Origin of the sequence: Paenibacillus zeirhizosphaerae, from assembly GCF_030705605.1 — a bacterium.
Lineage (GTDB): Bacteria > Bacillota > Bacilli > Paenibacillales > Paenibacillaceae > Paenibacillus > Paenibacillus zeirhizosphaerae.
The window spans coordinates 18,336-37,809 of record NZ_JAPCKK010000019.1 but is presented as its reverse complement, the minus strand read 5'-3'; the positions used below and the strand labels follow the sequence as shown (position 1 = coordinate 37,809).

Genomic DNA, 19,474 nt, shown 5'->3' with positions numbered 1-19,474 from the left:
GTCCGCTCGACTTGCATGTATTAGGCACGCCGCCAGCGTTCGTCCTGAGCCAGGATCAAACTCTCCATGAAAGACCATCCGAAGATGATCCATTGTAAGAGCGATAAGCTCATTTTGAATCTGACGAGATAAAATATCTCAATGATCCGTTCCTGTTTTTATACCGTCATAGACATGTACCAAAAACCTTCACGGGGCGATTTCACTTCGTGAAATCTACTCACTCGTTGTTCAGTTTTCAAAGATCAAACTTCTTTTCATCGCTTCAGCACTTCGCATCAGCAACTTTTATATCATATCATTTCCGAAACCATTTGGCAAGTACTTTTTTTTCGAGAAAAGTTCTTTACCTGAGCACTTTCGTGACTCGTTTTGGCCGGAATTAGAATATACCATGAACCCTATGAATTAGCAAGCACAATTTTAAATGATTATTTCAATCTATACTGGCCGCGTGACATAGTATATGAAACCCACCTCAGCTACACTCTAAAATCTTTTCGTATAATTCGTACACAATAAAAGAACCTCCGATCGCAAAAGTGCAACCGGAGGTTTTCTGAAGTTAATTCAGTTCATCATTCTGAACCCATGAACACAAAGCGGATGATGACGATGATCGCGAGCACCCACATCAGCCAATGTATTTTCACCTTGCGGCTTGTGGCAAGATTACCGAACATCGCCAGGATTACATACGTCAGAATACCAGCAGAGATTCCGTTGGCAATACTGCCTGTGAACGGCATCAATACGATAGTCAGGAATGACGGAAATGCCAGTGTGAAATCATCCCAATCAATCTTGCGAACCTGGCTTATCATCAATACACCGACAATAATGAGAGCTGGCGCTGTAGCAGCAGAAGGTACAAGCAATGCCAGCGGTGAAATGAACAAGGCCAACAAGAACAAAATTCCTGTCGTCACTGCCGTCAGGCCGGTGCGCCCACCTGCCTCCACGCCAGAGGAGCTCTCAACATAAGCCGTAATTGTGCTTGTTCCAAGAACCGCACCAGCGCTTACACCTACCGCATCAACGAGCATAGCTTTACCGACTTTCTTCTCGCCCTCTGCTTTATTCTCCATCAATCCGGCGCGTGTCGCCGTTCCCACCAGGGTGCCAAATGTATCAAACAGCTCCACAAAAGTGAAGATGAAAATAATATCAAACAGGCCGATATGCAAAGCTGACACCAGATCCAGTTGTCCTACTGCCAGATTATTGAAGCTAGGGAACCAGCTTGCCCCGGAAAGAGAGCTCAAATTGGTTACTCCCATCGGGATACCAATAACGGTGGTAGCAATAATCCCGATCAGCAGAGCGCCTTTTACACGCAGCACCATCAGCACCGCGATAACCAGCAAGCCGATCAGAGCAAGCAAAGCGTCTTTTTGCATCATAAGGTTGCCTAAAGTAAGGTTAAATCCGGAACCCGGTACAGCGTGCGTAATATCTGTTCCCGGCGTAATGTTCACCATAACCAGATTGCAGAGCTTCAAACCAATAATAGTAATAAACAATCCGATTCCGACGGTAATGGCCATCTTCAAGCTATCCGGCACAGCCACCAGCAGCATCTGTCGCACCTTCGTCACAGTCAGGATCAGGAACACGATGCCTGAAATAAAAACCGCACCTAGAGCAGCCTGCCACGTAATCGCACCATTCGAGCTTAATACAACCGTCATAAAATAAGCGTTAAGCCCCATCCCAGGAGCCATAGCAATCGGCACATTTACAAACAGCCCCATTAGAATCGTAATTAGGCCTGCACCTACCGCTGTTGCAAAAAAAACAGCCTCACTCGGCATACCCGCACCACCGGGTCCGAGGAAGAGATTATTTACGACCAGGATATAAGCCATAGTCATAAACGTGGTAATTCCCGCAATGATTTCTGTGCGGACGTTGGTACCGTTCTCCTTTAATTTAAAGAAGCGATCCATTCTTCAAAACTCCCCTTTGATTAAAAGTTGTGAACGACAAAAAGACCCGGAAAGAATTGATTTTCCCCCGGTCTGTTATGCACCCGCAAAGCGGCTCCCTTGTACCACTCGCACTGATATAAGTAGAGTACCGGGTAAGAGAGGGCCCTTAATTCGTAGCGAGATCATTACGGTGACCTTGTAGAGACTTCCAGGCCAATCCCCGGAATTATACGAAAGCATATACTTATTATTGTCGTTCGATCAGGTTTGTATATATCAGTATCGTTATTGTAGGGTTTGTTCGCCCTTATGTCAATAACAACAACGAATATTACAACCATACTATTTGATTATTGTTCGGAAAATCATTATTCATCCCTTCCGAAGCAAGACCTTTAAGCGAAAAAAAGTACAAAACAATTGACCAATGGTAACATTTCCCTCAAAATTTGAATGGATAATATCAATCACTAGTTAGAGGAAGAGGCGAATCCAAAATGACACATCCTACCGTTATCCTGAATATAGGGCAGAACACCAGCCTTCATGAATCAGCTCAAATGCAAATCACCATTCAATGTGCCTCAGCCCCGTCCGCGCTTGATGTCAGTTGCTTTATGGTGAACGAGAGCGGCAATGTGCCCTCAGACGATTATTTTGTATTCTATAATCAGGCTGCCGATCCGCAGCGGAGCGTGATTTTGCAGCAGATCGAGAATCTGAAATGTTCTTTTGTAATAGATACAGCCAAGCTTCGCCAGGCTTCTGTGGAAAAATGCGTTTTTACAGCCACCCTTGAAGGGGGAACCTTCGCGCAGGTGCAGAAATGCCAAGCCATTGTACAAGCAGGCTCCCAGCAAGTTACATACGAGATTACGCAGGCTACGCAAGAAACAGCCCTTATTTTCATTGAAATCTACAAATACCGCGACAACTTCAAAGTACGGGCCATCGGACGCGGATTTTTCGGAGGGCTGCAGCCGCTCGCCGAGTCATTTGGAGTCAAGGTGGAGGGTAGTGCTGCAGTTGAAGTGGCCGCGGCTGCGGCATCACCGGCACCTGCTCCCCCTACACCCGCTCCAAGTCCGAAGCCCGCACCTCTGAACCTGAGCAAAATCGACCTGCTCAAACGAAAAGTAACGCTAACTCTTGAGAAAAAGATGATCGAGCCGATCAAGGCACGTGTGGCCGTTGTTTTTGATGCGTCAGGCTCTATGTATAGCTTGTATCGCAAAGGCATCGTGCAGGAAGCCTTTGAGCGTATACTGGCGCTTGCTGCGTTATTTGACGATAACGGTGAGCTGGATGTATGGTTTTTCGCCGCAGATTATTTGCGCGCACCTAGCGTCACAGCCCGAGATTTCGAAAACTACATTGCACGCACCTATACTTTAGGCAGCAAAGGTGGCACGAACAATGAACCTCCGGTGATGGAGGATGTGATTCGCAAGTACACTGTGGAGGAGCCCGATGTGAGCATACCCACTTACATTATCTTTTTTAGCGACGGCGGGGTTAGTCAGAAAGGAAAGATTTCACGGCTCATTACCGAAAGCTCCCATAAAAATCTGTTCTGGCAATTTGTTGGTCTGGGACAAGCCAATTATGGGGTACTGCAGAAGCTGGACGAAATGCCTGGGCGTTATATCGATAATGCTAATTTCTTTGCTCTGGACGATATTTCCAAAATTAGCGACGAGGAGTTGTACGATCGCCTTCTCAGCGAGTTTCCAGCATGGATCAAGGAAGCCCGCTCCAAAGGCATATTAGCCCAGATTGTATGAGGCAGGAGACAGAATTTTCTTCTAACAATAGCAAGACGCTACCAGCATGCCTGGTAGCGTCTTTCGTTTTATTCCCACTCAATGGTTGCCGGTGGTTTGGAGGTGATATCGTAAACAACGCGGTTAACATTGTCCACTTCGTTGACGATACGAACCGAAATTTTCTCCAGCACATCCCACGGGATACGCGCCCAGTCGGCGGTCATGCCGTCGATGGAGGTTACGGCACGAATACCTACGGTGTAAGAATACGTACGAGCATCTCCCATCACTCCGACGCTCTTCATGTTCGGCAGCGCCGTGAAATACTGCCAAATTTCGCGGTCAAGTCCCGCTTTGGCAATTTCTTCGCGCAGAATATAGTCCGAATCCCGAACGATGGTCAGCTTATCTTCCGTAACCTCGCCAAGCACACGAATAGCCAGTCCCGGACCAGGGAAAGGCTGACGCCATACGATTTCCGCCGGAAGACCACATTCTTCGCCGACTTTACGGACTTCGTCCTTGAACAAGGCGTTCAGCGGTTCGATAAGCTTGAACTTCATGTCCTCAGGCAATCCGCCCACATTATGGTGGGATTTGATCGTCTGAGCCGTTGCCGTACCACTCTCGACAATATCCGTATAAAGCGTACCTTGAGCAAGGAAATCGAAGTCGTCAAATTTCGCGGACTCTTCCTCAAAGACATAGATAAACTCGTTGCCGATAATTTTTCTCTTTTGCTCCGGATCGTCAACACCTGCCAGCTTCGACATAAAACGCTCACGGGCATCAATTTTGACAACCTTCATGTCGAATTTACCAACGAATGTCTCCATAACACTCTCCGCTTCACCTTTACGAAGCAGACCGTGGTCGATAAACATACAGGTCAACTGATCTCCGATGGCTCTGTGAATCAGCATAGCCACTACCGAAGAATCCACACCACCGCTCAATGCGCACAAAACCTTTTTGTCTCCTACACGATCACGGATTTCCTGGATCTGATTCTCAATAAACGACTCCATCGTCCATTTGCCCTCACACCCGCAAATCTCGTACAGGAAGTTGCCAATCATCTCATTACCGTTCACAGAGTGGCGCACTTCCGGATGGAACTGAACCGCATACAGCTTCCGTTCTTCATTGCTCATCGCGGCAATAGGCGCGCTTTCCGTGCCCGCATCCAGCTTGAAGCCCGCAGGCATCTCTGTAACATGGTCGCCGTGGCTCATCCACACCGTCTGCAGGGAATCCAGACCTTTAGCCAGAGCAGTATCCTTGTTGAACTGGACATCGGCCTTGCCGTATTCACGCTTGTCCGCCCGCTCTACTTTGCCGTCCAGTTGCTGAGCCATCAACTGCATCCCGTAGCATATCCCGAAAATCGGAATATTCAGATCATAAATCGCCTTGTCTACATGCGGCGCATTCTCTGCGTATACGCTGGAAGGTCCGCCTGAAAAAACGATCCCTTTCGGCGAAAGCTCACGGAGCTTGTCCACCGGAGTATTGTAAGGGAGCAGCTCGCTGTACACACCCAGATCCCGAATTCTTCTTGCAATTAACTGATTGTATTGTCCCCCGAAATCGAGAACAACAACTATTTCATTAGGCTTGTTCATTACCGTGCCTCCCTCAATTGTTGGATTCATTATACGCAACGACAATTCGGGACGTCAAGGAAGGTAAGGCCTCTTCTTGCAACGTTGTAACTCTGTATTCTGCTTGAGTGACACGCATCTGAGAAACCGGGTGTCCCGCCCATTGAAAAAGGTCACGGAGCGGTAATCGAATGACCCCGGCACGCATGACGAACTTGCTTGCTCCCGATACGCATCGATTCGTATCCTTGCAGCTTGTCACCCTTTCGGTATCAGCATGAACTTGCACCGTCCTGCCGTTCCATGCTACCGACGCTGTCTTGGTAGCGGAATTCCAGGTCACCGTTCCCCCCAGCCGCTGAACTGCCGTCCGCAGCGAGACAACGATTCTGCCCTCGTTCCATTCGTATTCTCCGAAAGCAAGTGAAGTTTTGAGCCTGCCAAATTCGAGAACTAGAGGTTTCCCGGACAGCAGGAGCGTTTTATTTGGCAAAACATATTCAGCAATCCATCTTTCATCCGGAGTGTTTTTTGAGTTGGAGTCGGTCATTTTTTTCACAGGGGATTTCCACTGCGTCTGATCCGGTCGCAAGACGTCGAAGGAATAACCTGCGGAGCGGTATTTTTTTATAATGCCTGGAAGAGCCTTTACGGTTTCCTCTCTTACGCCTCCATCGTGCAGAAGCACAACCTTGTCCCCTACATGACCGTCCGTCCGTACAGCCCCCGCCTCAATTTGAGCCGCCGGCACTCCGGCATGCTTCGAATCCCCACTGTCCACATTCCAATCCACTACGTTATATCCCCCCTGCTGAAGCAGATCGAAATAGACCTTGTCAAAATGTCCATAGCTTCCTCCAGGCGCCCTTACAAGCTGCGGACGGTAGCCCGCAATCTCATATATAATTTCCTCTGTCTGCTTGATCTGCTTCCAGAAGGTTCTAAAGTCCCCGTACAGTTCCTTGTAGTTATGATTGTAAGTATGATTTCCCAAGGCATGCCCTTCCTCCACGATACGCCGGATCTGCTCCGGGGAACGCTCCGCATGCTGTCCTAATACAAAAAAGGTGGCTTGCACCTGATAACGCTTGAGTATATCCAGCACCTGCTCCGTGTATTTGCCCGGCCCGTCATCAAATGTCAAATATACCGTTGGCGCATCCTTTTTCGATTGAACAGGCAGACGAATCACGTCCGCCCGCTTCATGCTTCCCCCATCGTCGAACCGTGCAGAAACAGAAGCCGTAAACGGAAGCATAGCTGTCAGCAGCAAAATCACGAGCATACCTACAGTCAGTTTCTTTTTCATCCCCATACTCTCCTCCTACATTTCATAGCCCAGCATTTTTTTGATAAAATTAAGGAAGTCAGCCGCGTCTGCAAATGGAACCTACGATTCAACAGATCACGGAATAGCTTATCTGAAAATTAGTAGAATAATAGAGTATATGAAACAGAAAGTAGAAATAGACTAGAAAAGAAATATTAATATTTTGCAAATGAAAGAGGGAGTGACCGTTATGGATGTGCTCGAGTGGATCGGGCATTTATTTGAAAGCTACGGATACAGCGTACTGTTCGTCGGATTGCTGCTGGAATTTATAGCCCTGCCTTTTCCAGGCGAGACAACAATGGCGTACTCCGGCTATCTCTCTTATACAGGTGCGCTTAACTACTATCTATTAATAATACTTGCGTTTCTTGGTACGACGATCGGCATGACCATCACCTATTGGATCGGCCGCAAAGCCGGGCTCCCCTTTATCCAGCGTTTTGGAAAATGGGTGCTCTTGAGGCCGGACAAGCTCGAGAAAACCCAGAGCTGGTTCCAAAAATACGGCAATGGCTTGATTTTTATCGGATATTTCATTCCTGGGGTGCGGCATTTCACAGGATATTTCGCAGGAATTATCGCGTTGCCCTTCCGCAAATTCGCAGCCTATGCCTACAGCGGCGCATTATTCTGGGTCATTTTGTTCATCAGCATCGGCAAGGTGTTCGGCCCACAATGGGATGCTGTCTTCCATTTAGCCGAAATGTATGCCGTGCGAATTGTCGCCTTTGCAGGAGCTGTGATCACGATAATAGTTCTAATCAGGTACAGACAACGCATATTTCGGCGCTCTACGCCTGTTATGGTAAAAAGAAAAGAGGGAGAAAACACCGACTGACATCATCCGTCGGCGTACAAACGGAGGTGAGGCAGGATTCTCTTCAGCCAGCGGGGCCATTTTCTTTGTCTAGGAGGCTCTATGCCCTGACCTTACGGCGAATCATGCTGTAGATCAGCGTAATAAGCATGGCTGTGACCACGAACCCTGCTCCTCCGTACCAACCCAGTCTGCGCGGCTCTATGACCTCCAGCGCCAGGCCCGCCCCGAACATGGAAATTCCCAGCATACTGCCGCTCCATGCGGTTGTCAGGCCAAATACTCTGCCCTGCAGCCGCGATGGGGTTTCACGCATAATCATCGTATCTACACAAATATTGCCGACCCCGCCTACAAGTGAGATTACTACGTAAACCACAGCCGCAAACCAGAGATGATCCATTCTGCTGAGCAGTATCAACAGCAGTCCCTCCAGAAACAGACACAGAAGCCCCACTCCTATCAGCGAGCGCTCCCGAACATATTGGGCCAGCAGCGGTCCAAGCAGCAAGCCGAGACCCAGAGCACCATAAAACAGTCCCACTCCCTCTTCCCCAGTGCCAAACTCCTCCACCGGATACACACTGATCAATACATTGTCTATTCCGTTAAAAACCGGAACTAGCAGCTCCAGCAGCAGAGCGGCCTGCAGTGCAGCGCTTCCTGCCAGAAGAGTACGCAGCAAGGGTGTGCGCCTTTCTCTCTCCATCTCGAGCGAATGCTGTGCTTCAGCCTGAGAAGTCTCACTCCTCCGCGCACTACTGCCCATCGAAGGAAAAACAATACTCCTGACGATCAGCCCGGCCAATACAAAAGAGACAGCATTGATCACAAACGACCAGCCCGACCCGAATAAAACCGCAATGACACCGCCCACCGCCGATCCGGCAATCAGCACAACACCCGTCATAAGCTGTTCCAGGCTGTTCACCGTAAGCAATCTATGAGGAGCCACCAATACAGGAATAGCCGATTTGCGCACCGGTGCGTACATTGCTTCCCCACAGGCCAGCAGAAAACTGCTGGAATATACAATCCATAATTGCTCCGGGCCGCTTACCCCAAAAAAACTCAGCGCAATCAAAGCGCGCAGCATATCTGTCCAGATCATCAGCGTTCTGCGTGAAAAGCGATCGGCAAGCCAGCCTCCAAGAGGAGCCAGCAGCAGGAAGGGCAGCATCCGCAAGCCGAGCACGATGCCCACGCCCAGCCCGGACCCGGTCAGCCGGATCATCATCGCCAGCAGCGCCACTTGAAAGAACCGGTCTCCAATACCGTTAACCACACCGGCAGTGAACAGCTTCGTGTACTCCTTCTCCTCCCTCGCAAAACGCAGAGATTTCATAATAAAATTCATATCCTAGGCAGCTCCTTAAACATATCTGGATAAATTTATATAAATAATTAATTAAATATATGTCTAATTAGATGATTATATATTATATTTTTCCTGTCAGTACGTCAATCTGCTTTTTGTTCAGGTCCATTGGTTGTACAAAAAAACACCCGTATTCACAGCAATCTGCCGCAAATACGGGTGTGGATTGAAATAACGATCATCTTTTATAACTGGCGTATATACTCAAGTGCCTCTTCAATATGCCCCTTGACCTTCACCTTGCGCCACTCGCGTACCAGGATTCCATTCTCGTCAATCAGGAAGGTAGAACGCACGATGCCCATGAACTGCCTGCCGTACATTTGCTTCTGCTGCCATACCCCATAAGCTTCGGAAGCCTTGTGATCCTCATCCGCAAGCAGCTCGAACGGCAATCCATATTTGGCGATAAACTTCTCATGCTGCTTCAGCGGGTCGGCGCTGACACCCAGAATGACGGTGTTCAGTCCGGCAAATTCCCCGTGATGATCACGGAAATCACACGCCTGTGTGGTACAGCTTGCCGTCAGGTCTTTGGGGTAAAAATAGAGCAGCACCCGTTTCCCACGGTAATCGGATAGCCGCACATGTGTACCGCTCGTACCGGACAGTTCAAAATCAGGTGCAGCCTGGCCCATTTCTATCGTCATTTTTTATCACATCCAAATATTATAATAGCGAACTTCGTTTATGAGCCTGCACCTCGATAACGTCTCACCCCGTAATTCCAGGCTGTCAAGCCAATGGCCAGAAATACAGCCCCTACCACAGGCGTAAGAAGCGCCGTCTGCCGCATTTCCTCCCTGCCCAAAAATAGCGATGCCGGATAAATCCCGACAAAAGCAAACGGAATGATCCATGTCAGCAGCACCTGGAGCGCACGGTTGTAGATCGTGATCGGATAACGTCCATAACCCTGGATGTTGAACATCAACGGCAAAATTCCAGTAGGCGCATCCGAGTAGAACGAAAGGGAGGTCAAGGTCGCATAAATTCCGGTATAAATAGCAACCGCGCTGATGGTGAGCACGATTAAAGCCGGGATGAACCACCATTCCCACACGATGTCAAGCTGTGCGCCGCTGATCCCCATTATGATCAGGCCGACTACCGAGCCCACCAGCGCAGGCGGGTCCACATTTTCCAGGCAAATCTGAAACAGATTATGCGCTGGCCGTGTCATGATCCGGTCCATTTCACCTTTTACAATATAACGTTCGCTGAAGCCCCATAAATTAATAAAACAGCTAAAAATGCCGAAAGGCACCATAAAATATCCGTAGACAAAAATGACCTCACTGCGGCTCCAGCCGCCAAGGCTGTCCGTATGCATGAACAGCACAAGAATAAAAACCAGGTTGACTGCCTGGAACAGCAGGTCCGACACGACCTCCACCCAGAAATCAGCGCGGTAGGTCAAACGTGTCTTGATATAATTTTTCATGTATTCGCTCATAAGCCCCAGATAATATTTCATCCGTTCAACCTCCCTGAATAAACAGACGCCGCCGCGCCATCCGCCAAATCACAACCATCGGCACCAGCAGCACGGCAAACCACACAATCTGTATTCCGAGCACATTCCAGATGCCCACACCCTGAATACGGCCGGTAAAGACCGAGCCAGGCAGATAGGTGATCGCCTGAAAAGGCAGCCACTCCGAAATCGCAGCAAGCCAGCCCGGAAAGAAGCTGATCGGCAAAATCAGGCCGGAAAACAGATCGACCACGACGCGCTTCAAACGCATCATGCCTTCATTGTTCTCCACAAAAAAAGCGGCCAGCCCTGTAATTACATTAAGCTGGGAGTTGATCAGGAAGCTGAAAAACAGCATCACCAGAAAGCCAACCCATGCCGCCGGGTCGGACGGCAGTTGAATCGGGAACAGCAGCATCGCAATCGCCATGCCGGGAATCATGAAGAGCAGGAAACGGAACATGCCCTCGCCAAGCCCCTGCATCATTTTAACCAGTACATAATTGTAAGGCCTGATGATCTGCACGGCGATGCTTCCATCCCGGATATCGGTTGAGATTTCCCGGTCCAGGTTGTTAAAATAGAAAGCCCGCGCCATCCAGGATACAGCCACATAGGTGGTCATCTGCATGCTTGTAAAGCCGCCAATGCTCTCCCCTTCCCCGTAAATCGCCATATACGTAAAATAGTACACGCCGATATTCAGGGTATAAATGAGAATGCCCGAGTAATAGTTCACCCGATAAGCCAGCATGGTCAGGAAGCGGATACGTATAAAATCACCATAAGCGCTAAGCATGAATGTCCGCTCCCTCCAGAACCTTGTCCCCGTTCTTGCGCTCCGCCGAGCCGGACTGATAGATGCTGCGGACGATATCATCGGTATTCGTCTCAATGATCTTGATATCGGTAATGTCTGTGCGCCCGACCACACTGGCCAGCACATCGGATACGTTCAGCTCAAGCGGGATCCACACCGTGGCTTCCAAATCATTTTCGGCAGTCCATTCCACCGGCATACCGGCCGTCCACTGCTCCAGCAGCGCTTTCGCTGTAGCCTTCCCAAACTGAAACTTCACTTCACGACCGGTGCCCCATCTGGCCTTCAGCTCATCCAGGCCTCCATCATAGATGATGCGGCCATCATCCAGCATGATAACCCGTGAGCACAAGGCCTCAATGTCCTGCAGATCATGCGTGGTCAGCAGAATGGTCGTGCCATGCTCACGATTCATATCCTTCAGAAACTCCCGGATCTCTGATTTCACAACGATGTCCAGACCGATCGTCGGTTCATCGAGGAATACGATTGCCGGGTTGTGCAGCAGCGCAGCTACCAGTTCACAGCGCATACGCTGGCCGAGGCTCAGCTTACGTACCGGGCGGTTCAGCAGCTCCTGCAATTGCAGACGCTCCACCAGTTCGTCCAGCCGCCGTTTGAAATCAGCTTCCGGCACCTGATATACTTTGCGCAGCAGCTGAAACGACTCAATGACGCCGATATCCCACCAGAGCTGGCTGCGCTGGCCGAAAACAACTCCGATATTACGGACGAATTTCTCACGTTCCTCGTAAGGAACATACCCGCCCACCTTTAAACGCCCGGAAGTCGGAACCAGTATTCCTGTCAGCATCTTGATCGTGGTTGATTTTCCGGCCCCGTTCTCGCCGATGTAACCGCAAATTTCGCCCTGCGGAATTTGAAAGGAAATGTCTTTTACCGCCGCTACTTCACGGTATTCACGCTTAAACAAATCACGAAAGGCTCCTTTCAAGCCTTCACGATTCTTCTGCACTTGAAACGTTTTGCGCAAATCCTCTACGTCTATCGCTAACATAAGTTACCTCGCTGTAAAATTGATTGTGACCCAAAAAGAAATTATAATGTAATGAATTGAAAAGCGAAAGGGAGAAGCTCATCATGACCAGGAAGACCAAAAGGACGATCTGGACCGTTGTGGCCTTAGTTTTGGCGTCGGTTATCGGCTTTGCGGGCTATTATGTCAATTCTATTTATAACCAATTGGATCAACTCCAGAAGACTGGGGAAGCTTCCCCGTTCCGAAATATCGAGAAGGTAGACCAGGCTGTGACTCCCGCCCCACCCAAGTGGGAAGGCACCGAGCCGGTGAATATTTTGCTGATGGGTGTCGATGTACGCGGGACGAAAAAGGGAGAAATTCCACGTTCCGACAGCATGATGGTGGTCTCGCTGGACCCGGAACAGCAGAAGATCCGCCTCTTCTCCCTCCTCCGTGACACCTATACGGAGATTCCTGGCTATGGGGCCAATCGGATCAATACAGCTATAACACACGGCCCGAACACGGCAATGCAGGCGGCAAGCGATCTGCTCGGCATACCCGTGCAGTATTATGTGTATACCGATTTCCAGGGCTTTATCAAGCTGGTGGACGCCATCGGCGGTGTCGATTTTGAAGTTGAGAAAGACATGTATTATACGAGCAAAGCAGACAATCACGAATACGATATTAACTTAAAAGAGGGGATGCAGCATCTGGACGGGGCTACCGCACTGCAGTACGTCCGTTTCCGGCATGATGCTCTGTCAGACTATTCCCGCTCCAGCCGGCAGCGCGAATTCCTGGCAGCCGTGGCGGACAAAATGCAGACAACAACAACGATAGCCAAGCTGCCGAGTATTCTGGAGCAGGTCAATCCGTATATTGACACCAACCTGGCCGTTACCGATATGCTGAAGCTCGCCAGCCTCGGATACCAGAGCAGCTTCGCGGGCAGTGAACAGGTTCCTCCGATGAATCTGCTTGTTGAAGAGAGAATCGGCGGTGCCGCCGTGCTGACGATCCGGAACTCCGATGAATTGAAGCAATATGTGCAGGATCTCTTTACTACTGTGCCCGCGTCCAGCGACGGGGAGAGTGAACAAGCTGTGGAAAGCAGCAAGGAAAACAATTCAGGAAGCTCCTCCACAGGCACAGATGCGGATACCTCCGTTACGGATGGCGACAGCAGCTCAAGCGGAAGAGAACTATAAAACAAAAGTATGCGTTATCTTAACCGAAGGCAGCCCACGGGTTGCCTTTTTCCTGTGGAAATATTACGACCGAAGGCTCTTCACGCACCTAGTATCCCCTTATCGTTGTATAGAATATGTCACGTCCTGATGTAGAGTAAGTCTGTTATAATGGACAAGTATGCAGTTCAAGTTTTTAACTATAAGAATTTAAGAAAGGAATTTACATATGATGAACCGAAAAACATCTGAAATCCTGTACCGGGAGGCCCTTGAGCATATTGTCGGGGGCGTGAACAGTCCGTCACGTTCCTTCAAAGCAGTAGGCGGCGGGGCTCCTGTGTTCATGGATAAGGCGCAGGGCGCCTACTTCTGGGATGCGGACGGCAACCAGTATATTGACTATCTGGCTGCTTACGGCCCAATCATTACCGGTCATGCCCACCCTCATATTACTAAAGCGATAACGGAAGCCGCTGCCAATGGAGTGCTGTACGGAACGCCAACTGCCCTGGAAATCAAGCTGGCCCGCATGCTGAAGGAAGCCATTCCTTCCATGGACAAGGTCCGCTTCGTCAACTCCGGCACCGAGGCGGTCATGACCACGATCCGTGTTGCGCGTGCCTATACCAAGCGTAACAAAATCATTAAATTTGCGGGCTGCTACCATGGTCATTCCGATCTCGTGCTCGTAGCCGCAGGCTCGGGACCTTCTACCCTTGGCATTCCGGACAGCGCCGGGATTCCGACCAGCATAGCAAACGAGGTGATCACCGTTCCGTTCAATGACCTGGACTGCCTCCGTGAAGCGCTTGAGCATTGGGGAGAGGATGTCGCGGCCGTGATGGTCGAGCCGATCGTCGGCAACTTCGGCATGGTGATGCCGGAGTCCGGCTTCCTGGAAGGACTGTGCAGGATGGCCCGCGCCAACGGCTCGCTCGTCATTTATGACGAGGTCATTACCGCCTTCCGCTTCCATTACGGTTCTACCCAAACCTATGCAGGCTTGGACAACCTGGACGCCATTCAGCCTGATTTGACGGCCCTTGGCAAAATCATCGGCGGCGGGCTTCCAATCGGGGCTTACGGCGGCAGCAAACAGGTCATGGAGCAGGTCGCTCCGCTGGGTCCGGCTTATCAGGCAGGCACGATGGCGGGCAATCCGGCTTCAATCTCCGCAGGAATCGCATGTCTGGAGGTGCTGCAGGGTGAAGGCGTGTACGAGGAAATGGAACGGCTCGCCGTGAAGCTTACTGACGGACTGCAGGCTGCGGCGGAGCGCCATGGTGTGCCTATGACAATTAACCGGATCCGCGGAGCGTTCTCCACTCACTTCTGCGATCATCCGGTGACGAACTATGAGGAAGCACAGGATACGGACGGTGAAGCGTTCGCAGCCTTCTTCCGCCACATGCTGGACCGCGGTATTAATCTGGCTCCTTCCAAGTATGAGGCCTGGTTCCTAACGACCGCTCATACGGACGCCGACATTGACACGACACTCGAAGCCGCCGACGAGTCGCTCCGCCTTATGGCACAAGGGAAATAAATATATTTTGTTGAGTAGATTCAGAACCGGTTCTTAGTAGCTTAAACAGCCTCATTGATTCAACAAAAAAATTGAAGGTCTGCCCCAAAGTCATACAAACGCTTTTGGGGCAGACCTTAATACTTATTGTTGCTGGAAGGACTTCTTTTAGGTTTTTTTTAAGCCTGTTTGCTGTACATATTTTGATCACGGGTTTGGATGAGCACTTTGCCGAAACGTCCTCCCTGCTGGAATACAACCTTGTTGTCCGGGTAAGTTCGATTCAAATAATCGGTAACAATGCTCAGGGAACGCTCATCCACAGGCAGCAGCTGCTGACGCAGCAAAGTCATAACTTCCTGAATAGCGTCTTCCATGGACATTTCGACGGTTTTCATTTCACGGGTAACAAGAGATGTATAGGAATATCCTTTCAGATAAAGGAGCTGGAGCAAATAGCCCATCTCTGAATGATGGTGCTCAACCTTCCGATTCGTAATCAACTGTTTGATAGGATCCATCAGCCCGTGTTCGGAGCTGCCTGCTATCAGGCTGATATAACAGTAACGGCTGGCACAGCTGATCAGGTCCTCTACACTCTGCCAATCCCTTACGGCTGGACACATCGAGGCGAATACGATATCAAAAGCATTTCTCCAGCCTGCAGCTTCAAGGTCAATCGCTTCAAAGGTCTCTCTCACTATGGTTATGCTGCCGTCCTCCACCCGCTTCGCATTTTCCGCCAATAGCTCACCCAACGGAACGTTGGGCTCCACAGCCGTTACATTTGCGCCACGCTCGGCAAAAGGAACGGAAAATCCCCCCGATGCCGCTCCTACATCAAGAACAGAAGCACCATCGAAATCTACTCCCTGAGCCTCTAACCACCCGATAATCCTCTCCCTTCTCCTAACGCCTTCTTCGCTAAACACCTGCTCGTTAAAATCTTTGGCTTTGTAATCGAAGCTGCGCGCAGGATCAACACCTGCTTTCTTCGTCCGATTGGCAAATGTGGTCGGATCCGTCCTCCATGCCTCTTCCCAAATACGAGCATCAAATATATCCTGTGTCATCTAAAGTCACCCTCTCCTTATTTTCACTTGCATTATTTATGATGAAAATTCCTCTTCCATCAATTCCACGTTGATGCTCATGGCCGCCATGCTGCCCGCAGCAGCAGCCAGAATCAGATTCATGGAGGCTCCGGAAGCGGCCTCTCCGGCGGCATACAAACCTGGAACCGTGCTTTTTCCCGTCGCGTCTGTTGAAATTCCGTCTGCCTCTGTCATCTCATAACCAAGGCTTTCACGAAAATCCGTCTGCGGCAGCAGTTGGGGAGCTATGAAGCCGCCTGTTCGTTCAATCCGCGAGCCGTCGGCAAACTCCACCTGCTCCAGTTTTCCTTTCGTCCCATGAAAAGCAGCCACTTTTTCGTCTGTCACCTGGATATTCCGCGAGGTCAGAACCTGTTTTTCTTCATCTGTCAGAACGTTGCTGCCATTCGTACAGACAACCAGATCTGGACTCCAATGGTAGAGCAGCTTGGCAGCATGATACACTCTCGGTTGCTCGGCAAGCAGAATCAAAGGCTGATCCCGAAGCTCCCAGCCGTCACAATAAGGGCAATTAAACAGGCTTTTTCCATAAAACTCAGCAATACCAGGGATTGACGGCAGCACTTCTCTCAGACCGCTAGCCATCAGCAGCTTGCGGGCTTGTATGGTCACGCCGTTGTCCATGACGATTCGAAAACCTGCTTCCAGCTTGCGGATATCCGTCACTCTTGCAGCATGATGCTCTACCGAAGGATAACTCAACACCTCCGCATAAGCGATGTGCCGGAATTCGGAGGGGGTGACCCCGTCCCTGGTAAGAAACCCGTGAGATTCCCGCGTAACCGCGTTGCGCGGTTGACTGTTATCCAACAGCGCTACACTCCTTCTCGCCCTCCCCAATACCAAGGCGGCACTCAATCCTGCTGCCCCTCCACCAACAATTGCACAATCATAAATCACGCTGAATTCCTCCTTATAGTTCCCGCCACCCCTATTTAAAGTTATTACAGACTAATTATATCCATAATAATCCCAAAGAGAATGGCGGATGATTACTCCGCCTTCATTTGTTTCGCCTGTTGCGCCAAATCGAAGATTTTCTTGCTTCTCAAAAACTGCTCCAACTGCTGCTCGGCTTCGACCACAACCTGCTGAATGAGACATTCACTGCCGTGATCCAGGCTGCATTCAAACATCGAGGCAGTTCCTTCGATCGCGTGTATGATGTCCAAAAACGAAATATCTTCCTGGTTGCGCCGAAGCCGATACCCGCCATTAGCTCCTGAAACGGATTGAATTAACCCCGCCTTAACGAGTTTGGTCATCATTTTGGACAAGTAGGTCTGAGAAACCCCCAACTTCTCGGCCAATAGCGCTACTCCCACAGGTTTGTCCGGAGCGGCAATTACCAGATTTAGCATCGCATGCAGTGCATAGTCAGTTGCTTGTGAGTACTTCATGAGGTCACACCTTCATAAAAGACTTTATGAATCTATAATAACTTCATTGAAACAGATTATCAAGTATCTTTTTCCCGAAAAATATTCACTTTATTCTTGGAAGTACTGAATCAGAAAACGCTGAAACTCCCGGGCAGCGAGGGAGACATAACGATTTTCGCACGATGCGATCGTAAAAGTACGCCTTGAACCCGGAATTTGCAGCATAGCTACCGGCGATTCATCCCTTCTGCAGGCCGGAACCAACGCAACGCCCAACCCCGCCTGTACCAGGCTCATTAAAGCGGAAGGCTCCTCTACCTCACAGACAATCTCCGGGCGTATGCCCGCTTTACGGTATAGCTCTTCATTCATTGCCCTGAATGGATGACCTTCCTTATACTCGATGAACAGCTCCTGTGCCGTCTCCTCCAGCGTTATTTTCTCCCTGCCTTCCATCCAGTGTCCCGGAGGAACTGCCAGATGCAGATCGGCATGCAGGACCCCTATTTCCTTAATTCCCGGTTGATTAAGCGGTGCAGCCGTAAAACACATGTCGACCTCACCCTTGTGCAGAAGCTCCACCATATCCTCTGTAGCCGAAGGAGCGATTTGCTGAATGCGGAAATTCACCTCCGGATGGTTTTCACGAAACACCTTGAGTGGGTTCGATAAACGTCCCAGCGCATTGGTTGCGATCGCTATTCTGCCTTTTTTCATCCCTGCAAGATCAGTAATCTCCCTCTTGCCTTCCTCGAGCGCATTAAGAGCCTCCTCCACTTTCATCAGAAAGGCTCTGCCATACTCATTTAATTGGATTTGCCTGTTCCGGCGGTCGAACAGCGGTATGCCCAGTTCTTCTTCCAGCTTGGCAATCGTCTTGCTGAGTGCCGGCTGAGCGATCCTAAGCTCCTCTGCAGCTTTGGTCATATGCTCCATCCTGGCTACCTTTTGAAAATATCTTAGCTGCAGCAGTTCCATCCGGCATGGCCCCCACGAAAATCGATATACTTAAAGTTATTGATTAATATATTAAGATATATTTTAAATTATTCATCTTCAATTGTAATATAAGTGGCAGCAGAGAGAAAGAATCCATTTCACTTTTTATAGATAAGGAGATGTTCAAGATGCATCTGTCCGAAGAAAAGATGAATGCAGCGGCGCTTGCCGAATTTGGGGGCCCGGAGGTTCTGCGGTTGATTCAGGTCCATGTCCCGGAAATCGGGGCCCATGAAATTCTTGTCCGTGTTAAAGCAGCAGGTGTCCAGCCGGCGGATTGCGCTGTCCGTTCAGGATGGACGCCCCCAGGGGCAACCATCACCTTTCCCCAGATTGTAGGTAACGAATTTTCAGGCATAGTTGTTCAGTTGGGTGAGAATGTATCGGACTTCGCGATGGGTGATGAAGTTACGGGCTTCCGTTCACTTGGATGTTATGCCGAATATGTTGCAGTACCGGCAGATCAGGTTGTCCGCAAACCGCATTCCATGTCCTGGGAAGTCGCAGGAGGGCTCTCGGGGGCTGGACAAACGGCCCATACGGCTATAGAGGAATTACAGATACAGCAGGGGGAAACGGTGCTCATCAATGGAGCAGCCGGCGGAGTAGGCACAGTAGCGGTGCAAATCGCCCGGGAGCGTGGGGCAACCGTTATTGCTACAGCAAGGAAAGAGAATCATGACTATCTTCGTTCCCTTGGCGCGATTCCGGTCAGCTATGACTCTGACCTCACGAAACAACTGCAAGCTCTGGCTCCCAATGGAATTGATGCATCACTTGATGCCGCCGGGGGAAACGGGCTAATGGCTGCTGTAGAGCTAACCAGAGATATTAAGCGTGTTGGAACGATATATGCATTTAAGGATTATGAACGGCTTGGAATTCGCTGGATTAGCAGTAATCGCAATAACAAACGGTTAGATGATCTGGTTCATCTCTATGTTCAAGGGAAACTCAAAATTCTGGTTAGAAAGACATTTTCCCTCCGTGAAGCGGCTGAAGCCCATAGGGAAGTTGAAAAGGGACATGGGCGCGGCAAAGTTATTCTTGTAATGGACTGAGGAGAAATCCATGAATCCAGAGATGCCGACAGGAAGGAGCCCCAGGCCAAATGGACCTTTTCGGGGCTCCTCTCTTACTTTAGCTGCT

The 19,474-nt window shown here is 49.9% G+C and carries 17 protein-coding genes, 1 rRNA gene and 1 riboswitch; of the genes, 5 read left to right on the top strand and 13 right to left on the bottom strand.

Annotated features, from left to right (window positions below):
• A 16S ribosomal RNA gene (locus OIN60_RS16325) occupies positions 1–71 on the bottom strand; the annotation flags it as partial.
• Between the two features lie 507 nt (positions 72–578).
• Positions 579–1,949 carry an NCS2 family permease gene (locus OIN60_RS16320; RefSeq protein WP_305755951.1) on the bottom strand — a complete coding sequence of 457 codons (1,371 nt, stop codon included), beginning with the start codon at positions 1,947–1,949 and terminating at the stop codon, positions 579–581.
• A 136-nt stretch (positions 1,950–2,085) separates the two neighbouring features.
• Positions 2,086–2,185, bottom strand: a riboswitch (purine riboswitch).
• A gap of 243 nt (positions 2,186–2,428) precedes the next feature.
• Here OIN60_RS16320 and OIN60_RS16315 point away from each other — a divergent pair.
• Positions 2,429–3,715, top strand: coding sequence for a vWA domain-containing protein (locus tag OIN60_RS16315; protein WP_305755950.1), 1,287 nt, complete (start codon positions 2,429–2,431; stop codon positions 3,713–3,715).
• A 68-nt stretch (positions 3,716–3,783) separates the two neighbouring features.
• Here the strand turns inward: OIN60_RS16315 and guaA are convergent, their stop codons facing one another.
• On the bottom strand, positions 3,784–5,322 hold the full coding sequence (gene guaA / locus OIN60_RS16310; protein ID WP_305755949.1) for a glutamine-hydrolyzing GMP synthase: 1,539 nt from the start codon (positions 5,320–5,322) through the stop codon (positions 3,784–3,786).
• Between the two features lie 13 nt (positions 5,323–5,335).
• Complete coding sequence (locus OIN60_RS16305) at positions 5,336–6,610, bottom strand: polysaccharide deacetylase family protein (protein WP_305755948.1); 1,275 nt, start codon at positions 6,608–6,610, stop codon at positions 5,336–5,338.
• A gap of 211 nt (positions 6,611–6,821) precedes the next feature.
• Between OIN60_RS16305 and OIN60_RS16300 the strand changes: the two genes are divergently transcribed.
• On the top strand, positions 6,822–7,472 hold the full coding sequence (locus tag OIN60_RS16300; protein WP_305755947.1) for a DedA family protein: 651 nt from the start codon (positions 6,822–6,824) through the stop codon (positions 7,470–7,472).
• Between the two features lie 79 nt (positions 7,473–7,551).
• Here the strand turns inward: OIN60_RS16300 and OIN60_RS16295 are convergent, their stop codons facing one another.
• From OIN60_RS16295 to OIN60_RS16275, 5 genes are all read right to left on the bottom strand, one after another.
• On the bottom strand, positions 7,552–8,808 hold the full coding sequence (locus OIN60_RS16295) for an MFS transporter (protein WP_305755946.1): 1,257 nt from the start codon (positions 8,806–8,808) through the stop codon (positions 7,552–7,554).
• A 206-nt stretch (positions 8,809–9,014) separates the two neighbouring features.
• Entirely contained in the window at positions 9,015–9,479 is a 465-nt protein-coding gene (bcp, locus tag OIN60_RS16290) for a thioredoxin-dependent thiol peroxidase (RefSeq protein WP_305755945.1), read from the bottom strand.
• Positions 9,480–9,517: 38 nt separating this feature from the next.
• Positions 9,518–10,306: an ABC transporter permease gene (locus tag OIN60_RS16285; protein WP_305755944.1), complete on the bottom strand. Its 789-nt coding sequence runs from the start codon at positions 10,304–10,306 to the stop codon at positions 9,518–9,520.
• Between the two features lie 4 nt (positions 10,307–10,310).
• Positions 10,311–11,105, bottom strand: coding sequence for an ABC transporter permease (locus OIN60_RS16280; protein ID WP_305755943.1), 795 nt, complete (start codon positions 11,103–11,105; stop codon positions 10,311–10,313).
• The gene (locus tag OIN60_RS16275; RefSeq protein ID WP_305755942.1) at positions 11,098–12,144 is read right to left on the bottom strand and encodes an ABC transporter ATP-binding protein; all 1,047 of its coding nucleotides are present in this window, start codon (positions 12,142–12,144) and stop codon (positions 11,098–11,100) included. Before OIN60_RS16275 ends, OIN60_RS16280 begins: the two co-directional genes overlap by 8 nt.
• An 83-nt stretch (positions 12,145–12,227) precedes the next feature.
• Between OIN60_RS16275 and OIN60_RS16270 the strand changes: the two genes are divergently transcribed.
• Both OIN60_RS16270 and OIN60_RS16265 read left to right on the top strand, forming a co-directional pair.
• On the top strand, positions 12,228–13,322 hold the full coding sequence (locus OIN60_RS16270; RefSeq protein ID WP_305755941.1) for an LCP family protein: 1,095 nt from the start codon (positions 12,228–12,230) through the stop codon (positions 13,320–13,322).
• A 211-nt stretch (positions 13,323–13,533) separates the two neighbouring features.
• The gene (locus OIN60_RS16265) at positions 13,534–14,850 is read left to right on the top strand and encodes a glutamate-1-semialdehyde 2,1-aminomutase (protein ID WP_305755952.1); all 1,317 of its coding nucleotides are present in this window, start codon (positions 13,534–13,536) and stop codon (positions 14,848–14,850) included.
• Between the two features lie 158 nt (positions 14,851–15,008).
• Here OIN60_RS16265 and OIN60_RS16260 read toward each other — a convergent pair whose 3' ends face one another.
• The 4 genes from OIN60_RS16260 to OIN60_RS16245 form a co-directional block, all read right to left on the bottom strand.
• Positions 15,009–15,902: a class I SAM-dependent methyltransferase gene (locus OIN60_RS16260; protein ID WP_305755940.1), complete on the bottom strand. Its 894-nt coding sequence runs from the start codon at positions 15,900–15,902 to the stop codon at positions 15,009–15,011.
• Positions 15,903–15,938: 36 nt separating this feature from the next.
• Positions 15,939–16,844: an NAD(P)/FAD-dependent oxidoreductase gene (locus OIN60_RS16255; RefSeq protein ID WP_305755939.1), complete on the bottom strand. Its 906-nt coding sequence runs from the start codon at positions 16,842–16,844 to the stop codon at positions 15,939–15,941.
• A 92-nt stretch (positions 16,845–16,936) separates the two neighbouring features.
• Entirely contained in the window at positions 16,937–17,344 is a 408-nt protein-coding gene (locus OIN60_RS16250; RefSeq protein ID WP_305755938.1) for an RrF2 family transcriptional regulator, read from the bottom strand.
• A 90-nt stretch (positions 17,345–17,434) separates the two neighbouring features.
• Entirely contained in the window at positions 17,435–18,304 is an 870-nt protein-coding gene (locus OIN60_RS16245; RefSeq protein ID WP_305755937.1) for a LysR family transcriptional regulator, read from the bottom strand.
• A gap of 149 nt (positions 18,305–18,453) precedes the next feature.
• On the opposite strand from OIN60_RS16245, the gene OIN60_RS16240 reads away from it, so the two are divergent.
• Complete coding sequence (locus OIN60_RS16240; protein ID WP_305755936.1) at positions 18,454–19,386, top strand: NADP-dependent oxidoreductase; 933 nt, start codon at positions 18,454–18,456, stop codon at positions 19,384–19,386.
• Positions 19,387–19,474 lie beyond the last annotated feature (88 nt).